This is a genomic window from Aminobacter sp. UC22_36, assembly GCF_044056035.1.
Lineage (GTDB): Bacteria > Pseudomonadota > Alphaproteobacteria > Rhizobiales > Rhizobiaceae > Aminobacter.
Window position 1 is genome coordinate 4,764,700 of record NZ_CP171996.1, and the last position, 12,292, is coordinate 4,776,991.

Annotated in this window: 10 protein-coding genes and 1 pseudogene; 1 reads left to right on the forward strand and 10 read right to left on the reverse strand. The window is 62.2% G+C overall.

The window, feature by feature from the left end; translation table 11 throughout:
• Positions 1-66: 66 nt before the first annotated feature.
• The 10 genes and pseudogenes from ACHMW7_RS26800 to rimP all read right to left on the reverse strand — a co-directional run bounded on the left by ACHMW7_RS26800 (position 67) and on the right by rimP (position 11,849).
• Positions 67-480: a hypothetical protein gene (locus ACHMW7_RS26800; protein WP_395448416.1), complete on the reverse strand. Its 414-nt coding sequence runs from the start codon at positions 478-480 to the stop codon at positions 67-69.
• A gap of 140 nt (positions 481-620) precedes the next feature.
• Positions 621-2,769, reverse strand: a pseudogene (gene pnp / locus ACHMW7_RS26805) (polyribonucleotide nucleotidyltransferase).
• A 367-nt stretch (positions 2,770-3,136) separates the two neighbouring features.
• Complete coding sequence (gene rpsO / locus ACHMW7_RS26810) at positions 3,137-3,511, reverse strand: 30S ribosomal protein S15 (protein WP_395451451.1); 375 nt, start codon at positions 3,509-3,511, stop codon at positions 3,137-3,139.
• A gap of 58 nt (positions 3,512-3,569) precedes the next feature.
• Entirely contained in the window at positions 3,570-4,664 is a 1,095-nt protein-coding gene (gene corA / locus ACHMW7_RS26815; RefSeq protein ID WP_395448417.1) for a magnesium/cobalt transporter CorA, read from the reverse strand.
• Between the two features lie 61 nt (positions 4,665-4,725).
• The gene (gene truB / locus ACHMW7_RS26820) at positions 4,726-5,673 is read right to left on the reverse strand and encodes a tRNA pseudouridine(55) synthase TruB (protein WP_395448418.1); all 948 of its coding nucleotides are present in this window, start codon (positions 5,671-5,673) and stop codon (positions 4,726-4,728) included.
• A gap of 1 nt (position 5,674) precedes the next feature.
• On the reverse strand, positions 5,675-6,082 hold the full coding sequence (rbfA, locus tag ACHMW7_RS26825; protein WP_395448419.1) for a 30S ribosome-binding factor RbfA: 408 nt from the start codon (positions 6,080-6,082) through the stop codon (positions 5,675-5,677).
• A 114-nt stretch (positions 6,083-6,196) separates the two neighbouring features.
• Positions 6,197-8,893, reverse strand: a complete 2,697-nt coding sequence (gene infB / locus ACHMW7_RS26830; protein WP_395448420.1) for a translation initiation factor IF-2 — start codon at positions 8,891-8,893, stop codon at positions 6,197-6,199.
• The gene (locus ACHMW7_RS26835) at positions 8,890-9,540 is read right to left on the reverse strand and encodes an RNA-binding protein (RefSeq protein ID WP_395451452.1); all 651 of its coding nucleotides are present in this window, start codon (positions 9,538-9,540) and stop codon (positions 8,890-8,892) included. Before ACHMW7_RS26835 ends, infB begins: the two co-directional genes overlap by 4 nt.
• Before the next feature lie 32 nt (positions 9,541-9,572).
• The gene (gene nusA / locus ACHMW7_RS26840) at positions 9,573-11,165 is read right to left on the reverse strand and encodes a transcription termination factor NusA (RefSeq protein WP_395448421.1); all 1,593 of its coding nucleotides are present in this window, start codon (positions 11,163-11,165) and stop codon (positions 9,573-9,575) included.
• A gap of 51 nt (positions 11,166-11,216) precedes the next feature.
• Complete coding sequence (gene rimP, locus ACHMW7_RS26845; RefSeq protein ID WP_395448422.1) at positions 11,217-11,849, reverse strand: ribosome maturation factor RimP; 633 nt, start codon at positions 11,847-11,849, stop codon at positions 11,217-11,219.
• 271 nt (positions 11,850-12,120) lie between these two features.
• Here rimP and ACHMW7_RS26850 point away from each other — a divergent pair, with 271 nt between their 5' ends.
• Positions 12,121-12,285 (forward strand): hypothetical protein, encoded by a 165-nt coding sequence (locus ACHMW7_RS26850; RefSeq protein WP_395448423.1) that lies wholly within the window; start codon positions 12,121-12,123, stop codon positions 12,283-12,285.
• Positions 12,286-12,292 lie beyond the last annotated feature (7 nt).

A 12,292-nucleotide genomic window follows, 5' to 3' on the forward strand; every position in this document is an offset into this window, starting at 1 on the left:
GGTGTCTTCCGGGTGTGTCTGGGCGTTCGATCAGGAGCCAGTCTTAGCAGCCGCCAAGTCTCTCGCTTACTCGTTCTTTGCCTGACCGCCAACCTTGGCAAGAAGCAAACCTGGCAATTGTCCGCGCAGAGATGTCACCTCCGGTTGGCCGGATGTGACGAACTCCAGGACGGAGTCGTGGAAAGCGAATACAAAATGACGGTCAGCTGCAAACATCCTGTCCGAATGGCTCCGATGTAAACGATTGGCCGCCGTCATTTCAGCGATCCACTCTGAGTCCAGCACCTCATAAGCTTCGTAGGCCGTGAGCCCCAACGGCGCATAACGATGCCCGATCAGTGCCTCGTCGTTGGGATAACCGAACTTGAGGGCGCGATACGAATCGGCGCTGACAATCGCGCAAGTCTCGAACGAACCATCACCGGAACGAGGCTGCAGGTAGTAACCGAAGAGCAGGCGCTCTTCATCGGCGACAACCATTGGCGCGGGAGGCCCCGGAGTCGCAGTCCGGAACATCAATCCGTCTCAGACTTGGCTTGCGGTCACCCATGATCCCCCCAATGTAAAAAGGGGCGCGGCCATGTGGCCGCGCCCCTTCCATTATTGCATCAAGCAGCAGCTCAAGCGGCGGTTTCTTCGCCTTCGGCCTTCTTGTCGCGAGCAATTTCCTTGCCCGTTTCCTGGTCGACGACCTTCATCGACAGACGGACCTTGCCGCGCTCGTCGAAGCCCATCAGCTTGACCCAGACCTTGTCGCCTTCCTTGACCACATCCGAGGTCTTGGCAACGCGGTCGTTGGCAAGCTGCGAGATGTGGACGAGGCCGTCGCGCGGGCCGAAGAAGTTGACGAAGGCGCCGAAGTCCGCGGTCTTGACGACCGTGCCTTCGTAGATCTCGCCGACTTCCGGCTCAGCCACGATGGTGTGGATCCACTTCTTGGCCGCCTCGATCTCCTTGGCGTTCGACGAAGCGATCTTGACCGTGCCGTCGTCTTCGATGTTGATCTTGGCGCCGGTCTTTTCGACGATCTCGCGGATGACCTTGCCGCCCGAACCGATGACTTCACGGATCTTGTCGGTCGGGATGTGCATGACCTCGATGCGCGGAGCGAACTCGCCGAGTTCCTTGCGGCCTTCCGACAGAGCCTTGGCCATTTCGCCGAGGATGTGCAGGCGGCCGTCCTTGGCCTGGCCGAGCGCGATGTTCATGATCTCTTCGGTGATACCGTCGATCTTGATGTCCATCTGCAGCGCAGTGATGCCGTTGGTCGTGCCGGCAACCTTGAAGTCCATGTCGCCGAGGTGATCCTCGTCGCCCAGGATGTCGGACAGGACGGCGAAACGCTCGCCTTCCTTGATCAGGCCCATGGCGATGCCGGCAACCGGCTTCTGCAGCGGAACGCCCGCATCCATCAGCGCCAGCGAGGTGCCGCAGACGGTGGCCATCGACGACGAGCCGTTCGAACTCGGTGATCTCGGAGACGACGCGCAGCGTGTAGGGGAACTGCTCGGCAACCGGCAGCATCGGGCGCACTGCGCGCCAAGCGAGCTTGCCGTGGCCGATTTCGCGGCGGCCAGGCGAACCCATGCGACCGGTTTCACCAACCGAGTAGGGCGGGAAGTTGTAGTGAAGGAGGAACTTCTCCTTGTACATGCCGGTCAGCGAGTCGACATACTGCTCGTCTTCGCCGGTACCGAGCGTGGCAACGACCAGCGCCTGGGTCTCGCCGCGGGTGAACAGCGACGAACCGTGGGTGCGCGGCAGGACGCCAACTTCGGAGACGATCTGGCGAACGGTGCTGAGGTCACGGCCGTCGATGCGCGAACCGGTGTCGAGGATGTTCCAGCGCACGATCTTGGCCTGGAGTTCCTTGAACACGGTGGCGACCTTGTCGGCCGACCACTTCGGAGCTTCGTCGCCTTCAGCAGCGAAGGCGGCCTTGACCTTGGACTTGACCGCGTCGACGGCGGTGTAGCGGGCCTGCTTGTCAGTGATCTTGTAGGCGTCACGCAGTTCGCCTTCGACGATCTTCAGCATCTCTGCTTCAAGTTCGGAATAGTCAGGCGCGGTGAAATCGCGCGGATCCTTGGCAGCCACTTCAGCCAGCTTGATGATGGCGTCGATGACCGGCTGGAAGCCGCGGTGACCGAACATGACGGCGCCGAGCATGATGTCTTCAGCCAGTTCCTTGGCTTCCGACTCGACCATCAGCACGGCGGCATCGGTGCCGGCGACGACGAGGTCGAGCTTCGATTCCTGCATCTCGTCGATGTGCGGGTTGAGCACGTATTCGCCGTTGATGTAGCCGACGCGCGCGCCGCCGATCGGGCCCATGAAAGGCACGCCCGAGAGCGTCAGGGCAGCCGAGGTGGCAACGATCGACAGGATATCAGGATCATTTTCGAGGTCGTGCTGGACAACCGTGATGACGACCTGGGTATCGTTCTTGTAGCCGGCTGCGAAGAGCGGGCGGATCGGGCGGTCGATCAGGCGGGAGACCAGCGTCTCCTTCTCGCTCGGACGGCCTTCACGCTTGAAGTAGCCGCCGGGGATCTTGCCGGCTGCGTAGGTCTTTTCCTGGTAGTTGACGGTCAGCGGGAAGAAGTCGAAGCCCGGCTTCGGCTCCTTGGCCGAAACGACGGTGGCGAGCACGACGGTCTCGCCGTAGGTGGCGAGCACGGCGGCATCAGCCTGACGCGCGATCTTGCCGGTCTCGAGGATGAGCGGACGGCCGCCCCATTCGATTTCAACTTTGTGGTGATTGAACATGTTCTGTCCTTCGTGGCGGGAAAGGCCCACGCCGCATTCCGGCGCGCCAATTCCCTGGCTTGTTCGACGCGCCGTTAGGGAAAACCGTCTGGTCTTCCGCACGCGCCTTGGCTTCGGTTTGGCCAGCCACGGGCAAGACAACAAGAAGCTCGGTGGAATATGTGGGCCGCAAAGCGGCTGACCGAACGTCCTGCAATCCTGCCCCATGACCGTCCATGGGCGGTTCGGGCGCTTCGCTGTGGCGCTCCGGAACCTTTTTCAACGCGACCGCACCCCTGTGGCGCGATCGGGCCAATGGACCATCAAAAAGGATGGCCCGAATGCGCGACCGGCGGGCTCTCGCAGGGAGAGCCCGCCGGCCAATTCATCAGCGGCGCAGACCGAGCTTCTCGATCAGCGTCTGATAGCGTGCGTCGTCCTTGCGCTTGAGGTAGTCAAGCAGCGAGCGACGCAGGGAAACGAGCGCCAGAAGGCCACGACGGGAGTGGTTGTCCTTCTTGTGGTCCTTGAAGTGCTCGGTCAGGTTCTTGATGCGCTCGGAGAGGATGGCAACCTGGACTTCCGGCGAACCGGTGTCGCCCTTGGCGGTTGCGAATTCAGTCATCAATTCCGACTTGCGCTCGGCAGTAATCGACATCGTGTTTTTCCTTTCGATCTGGAGGAAACGGGACGCCCTCGGCCGGGATGTCGTCCAGCTGGGGCCAATGAACAAGGCACTCAAAAGCGCAATGTTGCGGCGCATATAGTGGAATTTGGCAACAAAAGCCAGTCCCATTCGCAAGCCGGCTCGGAGACGCCGCTCAGAGCCATTTCCGCCAGCGGAAATACAGCACCAGCGAGATTGCCACCAGGGCCATGAAACCAAGCGCTGCGGGATAGCCATAAGGCGACAGCAACTCGGGCATGTTCCACGGCGAGGTCGTGGGGTCGAAGTTCATGCCCCAAATGCCGGCGAGAAAGGTCAGCGGAATGAAGATCGCCGAGACGATCGTCAGGACGCTGATGATCTCGTTGGTCCGCGATTGCGACAGCGACAGCTGCATCTCGATCAGGCCGATCATCGTTTCGCGCTGGGATTCGACGGTTTCAGCCAACCTGATCGAATGGTCGAGCGTGTCGTTGAAATAGACCTTTGTTTCAGCCGAGATGAAATCTGCGTCCGAGCGGATCAGGGTGCTCAGCGCATCGCGCAATGGCATGATCGTGCGCTTGAGCTGACTGGTAGCCCGGCGCAGGCCGTGCAGCTGACTGATGTGCTGCTTCCTGGGGGCGGCCAGCAGTTCGTCCTCGATGGCGTCGACCTTGTCGCCTGTCGCGTCGACGATCGGGAAGTAGCTGTCGACCACTGCGTCGATCAGTGCGTAGGCGAGGTAGTCGGCCTTGCGATGGCGCAGACGGCTCGGATTGGACGTGCGGATGCGCTGGCGCACCGGCTCGAACGGATCACCCTCGCGCTCCTGGAAGGTGACGACGAATTTGTCGCCGAAGAAGAAGGAAATCTGCTCGTAACGGCTGGTTTTCGCGTCGTCGATCATGCTGAGCACGAAGAAGGCGTGATCGTCAAAGAAGTCGGCCTTGGGCCGCTGGCCGGTGTTGACCACATCTTCCAGCGCCAACGTATGCAGGCCGAAAATCCTGCCGATCTCCTCGATCAGGCCGACATTGGCGAGGCCAACGCAATCGAGCCAGATCAACGGCCATCCGTCGCAAGCCGCTTCGACGTCGTCGAGGCTGGCATTGTCGACGAACTCGCAGGCTTCGGGCGAGATCAGCGTCATGTTGAGCGCCGACTGGCGCGCCGACGGATCGGCGATCAGCGTACCGGGCGACGCCCCGACAGGCGCGCGCACGCGCTGGTGATGGCCACGATTGCCGGTGGTTTCAGCCAGTGCCATTGCGTCTCGTCCGCGGAATCATGTCTGCGATCCAATCGGAAACGACACCGGCATACAAGTGTCAGGCAGTGAACACCCGCTTGGGCTTGAACATGCCCTGCTCGATGGCACCGATGGCAACGAGCTTGCCGCGCGCGGTGGCGCAGGCCTCTTCGGCTTCCACCGGCGCATCGCGACCGCGCACGATGACGGGATTGCCGAGCCTGATCTTGTTGGCTGCCTCGTCGGTCACCGCAACCTGCGGCAGGCAGTCGAGCGCAGCCGAAGTGTCAACCACGAATTCATCGATGGCGGTGAAGTCCCACTTGCCCTCTTCACCATCCGGCTGACCGGCGGTGCGAGCGGCCTCGAGTTCGGCGATGGTGACGAAGTCCTCTGATGTGAACGGATCGACTTCGGTGCGACGAAGCTCCGAGATATGGCCAAAGCAGCCGAGATCGCGGCCCATGTCGCGGGCCAACGAGCGGACATAGGTGCCCTTGCCGCAATCGATCTCGAACACGGTGCGACCGGCGCTGTTTTCGATGATTTCGAGGCGGCCGATTTCGACCTCGCGCGCTGGGATATCGACCGTCGCACCCTCGCGGGCAAGGTCATAGGCACGCTCGCCGGCGATCTTGATCGCTGAGAACTGCGGCGGCGTCTGCATGATGACGCCGGTGTAATTCGGCATGACGGCACGGATCTCTTCTTCGGACGGACGCTTGTCCGAGGTCTTGGTCACCGGACCTTCGAGGTCGTCGGTCGAGCGCTCTTCGCCCCACGACACGGTGAAGCGATACACCTTGGCGCCGTCCATGACGTAAGGCACGGTCTTGGTGGCTTCGCCGAGCGCGATCGGCAGCATGCCGGATGCGAGCGGGTCGAGCGTTCCGGCATGTCCGGCCTTTTCGGCATTGAACAGCCATTTGATCTTGGAGACGGCCTCGGTCGAGCCCATGCCCACAGGTTTGTCCAGCACCAGCCAGCCGGAGACGGGCCGGCCTTTCTTCTTGCCGCGACGCGACATGTCAGTCTTCCTTGTCTTCTTCGCCGCCGAGGTCGCGCACCACTTCGGGTGAACGCAGCAGATCGTTGATCTTGGCGAAATTGTCGTAACTGGTGTCCAGCCGGAAACGGAATTCCGGCATGTATTTCATCTGCCGCAAGGCAAAGGAAACGCGGCCACGGATGAACTTGGCGTATTTGTTGAGTGCCTCGATGACGGCATCGGGGTCCTTGGCGCCGAGCGGCGACACAAAAGCAGTGGCGATCTTGAGGTCAGGCGACATGCGCACTTCGGTGATCGAAATCACCGCCGTTTCGACCACCGGATCGATGATCTCGCCGCGCTGGAGCGTTTCGGAAAGTGCGTGACGCACCTGCTCGCCGACGCGAAGCTGACGCTGGGATGGGCCGGAACTCTGAAAACGCGACATGGTCCTGAAAATCCATATGTCGCAGGAGGCGGAATGGGACCGCACTTCCTGCTGCACGAAAACGGACGGTGGCTGAACGGCCACCGTCCAAACGATTAGGCAGATGCCAGAGGCTTAGAGCCTCCGGGTCACCATCTCCACGCGGAAGCACTCGATGACATCGCCAGCGCGCATGTCTTCGTAGTTCTGGAAGGCCATACCGCATTCCTGGCCAACCGGCACTTCGGAGACTTCGTCCTTGAAACGCTTGAGCGTCTTGAGCGTGCCTTCGTGGATGACAACGTTGTCGCGGATCAGGCGGACGCCTGCGCCACGTTCGACCTTGCCTTCGGTGACACGGCAGCCCGCGACCTTGCCGGTCTTCGTAATGTTGAAGACTTCGAGGATCTCGGCGTTGCCGATGAAGGTTTCGCGACGTTCCGGCGACAGCAGGCCCGACATCGCATCCTTAACGTCATCCACGAGGTTGTAGATGATGTTGTAGTAACGGATCTCGATCCCGGACTGTTCAGCGGCGTGACGCGCCTGCGCATTGGCGCGGACGTTGAAGCCGATGATCGCCGCACCCGAAGTTTCGGCGAGCGTGACGTCGCTTTCGGTGATGGCGCCGGCGCCCGAATGGACGATGCGGGCACGCACCTCGTCGGTGCCGAGCTTGTCGAGCGCTGCAATGATCGCTTCGACCGAACCCTGCACGTCACCCTTGATGATGAGCGGGAACTCTTTCAGGCCGGACGACTGCAGCTGCGACATCATCTGCTCGAGCGAACCGCGCTGCGTGGCGTGCTTGGCGACAGCCTTGTCGCGCGCCAGACGCTGGCGGTACTCGGTGATCTCGCGGGCACGGGCCTCGTTGTTGACCACCGCGAAGCGGTCGCCAGCCTGAGGCGTGCCCTGAAGGCCGAGAATCTCGACCGGCATCGCCGGCGGAGCTTCTTCGAGACGGTTGCCACGATCGTCGACCAGAGCACGGACGCGGCCCCACTGGTCGCCGGCGACGAGAATGTCGCCCGGCAGCAGCGTACCGGTCTGGACCAGCACGGTCGCAACCGGACCACGGCCCTTGTCGAGCTTTGCTTCGATGACGACACCCTCGGCCGTACGGTCGGGGTTGGCCTTGAGGTCGAGAACTTCTGCCTGCAGCAGGATCGCCTCGAGCAGCTTGTCGAGATTGGTGCCGTTCTTCGCCGAAACCTCGACGTCGAGCACTTCACCGCCCATCGATTCCACGAAGACTTCGTGGCGCAGCAGCTCGGTACGGACCTTCTGCGCGTCCGCCGACGGCTTGTCGATCTTGTTGATCGCAACAATGATCGGCACGCCGGCAGCCTTGGCATGGCTGATCGACTCGATGGTCTGCGGCATGACGGAGTCGTCGGCCGCCACCACCAGGATCGCGATGTCGGTCGCCTGGGCACCACGGGCACGCATCGCCGTGAAGGCGGCGTGGCCGGGGGTGTCGATGAAGGTGATCTTCTGACCGTTCTTCTCGACCTGATAGGCGCCGATGTGCTGGGTGATGCCGCCGGCTTCGCCGGAAACGACGTTGGCCTGGCGGATGGCGTCGAGCAGCGAGGTCTTGCCGTGATCGACGTGGCCCATGATGGTGACGACAGGCGGACGCGTAACCAGCGTCTCGCTGTGATCGGCGATGTCGAACAGGCCTTCTTCGATGTCGGACTCAGCGACGCGGCGAACCGTGTGGCCAAATTCGGAAGCGACCAGCTCGGCCGTATCGGCGTCGATGACGTCGCCCGGCTTCATCATCTGGCCTTGCTTCATGAAGAACTTGACGACCTCGACGGCGCGTTCGGACATGCGCTGGGCCAGTTCCTGAATGGTGATGGTCTCAGGAAGAATGACCTCACGCACGATCTTCTCGCGCGTCTCTTGATGCATCGCACGCTTGAACTTCTCCTGGCGGCGACGCATCGCCGACAGCGAACGAGAGCGCGCATCACCATCCACGGAAGACAGCGCCGTGTTGAGCGTCAGCTTGCCGCGACGACGGTCGTCCTCGGTCTTGGTCTTGGCCGGACGGGCAACCTCTGGGGTCGCGATGCGGCGGATCGGCGTTGCAGCGGCAGCACCGGGACCAACGCGGCCCTTCGGCTTGGCTTCGACCTCGTCCGGCACATTGGCCTCAAGCGCTGCAGCAGGCGCACGGCGACGGGCTTCGTCTTCGGCGCGACGGCGCGATTCTGCCTCGGTCTTGAGACGGGCCTCTTCCTCTGCCTGGCGGCGGGCGGAATCCTCGCGCTCCTTGCGGCGGCGCTCTTCTTCCTCGAGACGACGACGTGCGTCCTCGACAGCGCGCAGGCGGTCTTCCTGTTCACGCACAACAGAGCCTTCAAGCGCGCGACGACGCGCTTCCATCTCGCTGCGCGACAATGAATTCAGCACCATGCCCGAACGCTCGGGCTGACGAGCAGGCCTGGGCGCCTCTCTCGCAACAGGGGCGGCCGGAGCGGGAGCTGCCACGACCGGAGCTGGTGCAACCGGCGCCATTGCTACCGGAGCCGATGCAACCGGAGCCGCCACGACAGGTGCTGCCGCGACCGGTGCTACCGGCGCAGGCGCTACGGGCTGGGGCTTGGGTGCAAAGACCGTCGCCGCTGTCGGTGTGGGCTCGTGCTTGTCGCCGGGCATGGAGAACTTACGCTTCTTCGTCTCCACGACGACCTGCTTTGTGCGGCCGTGCGAGAAGTTCTGGCGTACGGTTCCCTGCTCCGATCCCGGGCGCTTCAGCGTCAAGGTCTTCTTCGGAGTGACGCTCAACGTGTTGTCATCGCCCGATTTAGTGTCGCTCATTCCATATCCTCTGCGGCATCATCGTCGTAGGCAATCGCCGCAATCATTGCCAGATCATCCGGGGATCCGCCCCGATATCGGTCAAGCGCAACCATGCGCTTCGCGACCGCCTTGCCCGCTTCTCCCGCGAGGACGGCAGCATGTATCACATTTGTTGCCCCCAATGCCAAACTCAATTCGGCTTCCGAAAAAAGTTTATAGGCAGGCGTTGCAGGCCCGCCGATATGCACTGTGGCCTTGCGGGCCTGGGTGATCTTGCGGACGCCGTCTTCGGCGCCCTCATAAGCATGGAGTACGAAAAGCGCCTTGCCGGCGCGGACCGTCGAGTCGACCTTGGCAGCACCTAGTGCCACCAGACCGGCCTTCCGGGCAAGCCCGAGCGCGCCAAGCGCCGATCTGACGAGCAGATTGTCGACCATGGCGCCCAATTCGGGCGGCACGACGACCTGCGCCTTGAAGGCGCGGGCGAACATGCCCTTGGCCTCAGCCTTGTCGATATGTAGGCGGTCGGCCGTCACCCAGCAACCGCGGCCGGGCAGATTTCTCTTGAGGTCCGGAAAAACGGTCGAATCCGGGCCGACGACGAAACGGATCAGATCATCCGGTTCGGCGCTTTTGCGCGTGACGATGCAGGTGCGATCGTTCATCTCGTCCAAGGGGTTCTCCGGCCGGCCTCACGTCACTCACCGGCGACGTCGGCTGGCTCTTCCTCGGACACAACTTCGTCCTCGGAAATCCAACCAACCATGCGTCGGGCAGCAACGACCATCTGTTCTGCATCGGTGCGCGACACGCCGTAGTCGGCCAGCACGCCTGGGAAGAACTTGGTCTCTCCGTCCTTGCGTTCCTTCCAGCCGACGAGATCGTCGGCCGCATAGCCGGCGAAGTCCTCGACCGTCTTCACACCATCATTGCCGAGCGCCACCAGCATTGCGGTGGTGATGCCGGGGATCTCGCGCAGCTCGTCCTGAACGCCGAGCGCCTGACGCTTCTCGTCGTGTTCGGCTTCGATCTTGCCGAGATATTCGCGGGCGCGGGTCTGGATTTCGGACGCCGTGTCCTCGTCGAAGCCGTCGATCGATGCGATTTCGTCGGCATCGACATAAGCGACTTCCTCGACCGAGGTGAAGCCTTCGGAAGCCAGCACCTGGCCGACCATCTCGTCGACGTCGAGCGATTCCATGAACAGCGTGGAACGTTCGACGAATTCCTTCTGGCGGCGCTCCGACTCTTCCTGCTCGGTGAGGATGTCGATATCCCAGCCGGTCAGCTGCGAAGCCAGACGCACGTTCTGGCCGCGGCGGCCGATGGCCAGCGACAGCTGATCATCCGGAACCACGACTTCGATGCGCTCTGCGTCTTCGTCAAGAACGACCTTGGCGACTTCAGCCGGCTGCAGCGCGTTGACGATGAAGGAGGCGGCCGAAGGCGACCACGGAATGATGTCGATCTTTTCGCCCTGAAGCTCGCCGACGACGGCCTGGACGCGCGAACCACGCATACCGACGCAGGCGCCGACCGGATCGATCGAGCTGTCACGCGAGATGACGGCGATCTTGGCGCGCGAACCGGGATCGCGGGCAACCGACTTGATCTCGATGATGCCGTCATAGATCTCGGGCACTTCCATGGTGAACAGCTTCGCCATGAACTGCGGATGGGTACGCGACAGGAAGATCTGCGGGCCACGCTGTTCACGGCGCACGTCGTAGACATAAGCGCGGACGCGGTCGCCGTACTTGTAGTTTTCGCGGGGGATCAGCTCGTCGCGGCGGATGATCGCCTCGCCACGGCCGAGATCGACGATGACGTTGCCGTATTCGACGCGCTTGACCGTGCCATTGACGATCTCGCCGATGCGATCCTTGTATTCGTCATACTGGCGATCGCGCTCGGCTTCACGCACCTTCTGGACGATGACCTGCTTGGCCGACTGGGCGGCGATGCGGCCGAAATCCATCGGCGGCAGCTGTTCGGCGATGAAGTCGCCGAGCTGGGCGTCGGGATTGCGCTCGCGCGCCGAGCTCAGCGCGATCTGGATGGCGTAGTCATCGACCTTCTCGACGACTTCCATCAGGCGCTGCAGCTTCATCTCACCCGTAGTGGGGTTGATGTCGGCGCGGATGTTGGTCTCTTGACCATAGCGCGAGCGCGCTGCCTTCTGGATCGCGTCGGCCATGGCGGCGATGACGATCGACTTGTCGATCGACTTCTCGCGGGCGACCGCGTCGGCGATCTGCAGCAGTTCGAGCCTGTTGGCGCTTACAACCATTGTCTTTCTCCCGGAGCGTCCGGCCGGATCGGGTCCAGCCGCGCGGCTCTATCAATCTTCCGTTTCGGTTTCTTCGTCTTCCGGCGCATCTTCGTCTTCGCCGCGACGCTTCCGTGCTTCCTTGCGCGCCTGATTGTCCTTGCTCAGGGCATCGCGAATGAGATCGTCGGTGAGGATCAGCCGCGCCTCGGAAATCGCCTCGAAAGGCACGCGCACGGTCGGCTCCTCGCCGTAGGCAGCCTGGTCACGCTGGAGCAGGATGCCTTCTTCGTCAGCCTCGGCGATCTTGCCGCGGAAGCGCTTGCGGTCGGCAACCATGACCGAGGTCTCCATCTTGACGATGTGACCGATCCAGTTGCCGAAATCCGACTTGCGGACCAGCGGCCGGTCGATGCCCGGCGACGACACTTCGAGATGATACGCCTTTTCGATCGGATCATCGACATCGAGAGCAGGCGAAACCGCACGGCTCACTTCTTCGCAATCCTGGACGGTCATGGTGCCGTCTTCGCGCTCGGCCATGATCTGCAGCGTCAACCCGCTCTGCCCCGAAAGGCGAATGCGAACGAGGCGGAAGCCGATCGCGCGAAGGACGGGCTGAACGATCAGGGCGATGCGGGCGTCGATGCCGGTTTCGCGGATGATGCGGTCGTCGCCTGTCTGTTCGACTGCGTTTTCGGTCATAGAATCTCCAGACGGTCGGCAGGTAACAAAAAGAGCGGGACCGGGTGGACCCACTCTTCGTCATACCGACCAAGAATTTGAGGCTGATATAGCCGAAGGCGACGCGCCTTTCAAGTCCTGTGGCCGGTTGCGTCCACTGCCACTGATTTAGTCGACCATTGCAGCAGATGCATGGCAAGCATGCGCTGAGACCCCTACCGGATTCCCTGACGGCACCTATATTTGCTGCGTTGCACAAAAACGATGATGCAACGCGAAAAAGGACACCGAGATGAACACCCGCAAGCAATTTGGACGCATTGGCGAACTGGTCCGCACCTTTGGTAGCGCCGTTGCCGCGGCCGCTGCTGTCGAGCGCGGTCACCGTCCGAACAACCAGGACCTGGTCATGCTAGGCATCGATCCCCGCCACTTCGACCGTATCCGCCGGTTCTAAGGCTTCT

What these genes read in the sequence shown, in the direction of transcription:
- rimP (WP_395448422.1), bottom strand. Translation starts at nt 11,849, where the DNA reads ATGACCGAAAACGCAGTCGAACAGACAGGCGACGACCGCATCATCCGC.
- rpsO (WP_395451451.1), bottom strand. Translation starts at nt 3,511, where the DNA reads ATGCGCCGCAACATTGCGCTTTTGAGTGCCTTGTTCATTGGCCCCAGC.
- ACHMW7_RS26850 (WP_395448423.1), top strand. Translation starts at nt 12,121, where the DNA reads ATGAACACCCGCAAGCAATTTGGACGCATTGGCGAACTGGTCCGCACC.
- nusA (WP_395448421.1), bottom strand. Translation starts at nt 11,165, where the DNA reads ATGGTTGTAAGCGCCAACAGGCTCGAACTGCTGCAGATCGCCGACGCG.
- infB (WP_395448420.1), bottom strand. Translation starts at nt 8,893, where the DNA reads ATGAGCGACACTAAATCGGGCGATGACAACACGTTGAGCGTCACTCCG.
- rbfA (WP_395448419.1), bottom strand. Translation starts at nt 6,082, where the DNA reads ATGTCGCGTTTTCAGAGTTCCGGCCCATCCCAGCGTCAGCTTCGCGTC.
- truB (WP_395448418.1), bottom strand. Translation starts at nt 5,673, where the DNA reads ATGTCGCGTCGCGGCAAGAAGAAAGGCCGGCCCGTCTCCGGCTGGCTG.
- ACHMW7_RS26800 (WP_395448416.1), bottom strand. Translation starts at nt 480, where the DNA reads ATGGTTGTCGCCGATGAAGAGCGCCTGCTCTTCGGTTACTACCTGCAG.
- ACHMW7_RS26835 (WP_395451452.1), bottom strand. Translation starts at nt 9,540, where the DNA reads ATGAACGATCGCACCTGCATCGTCACGCGCAAAAGCGCCGAACCGGAT.
- corA (WP_395448417.1), bottom strand. Translation starts at nt 4,664, where the DNA reads ATGGCACTGGCTGAAACCACCGGCAATCGTGGCCATCACCAGCGCGTG.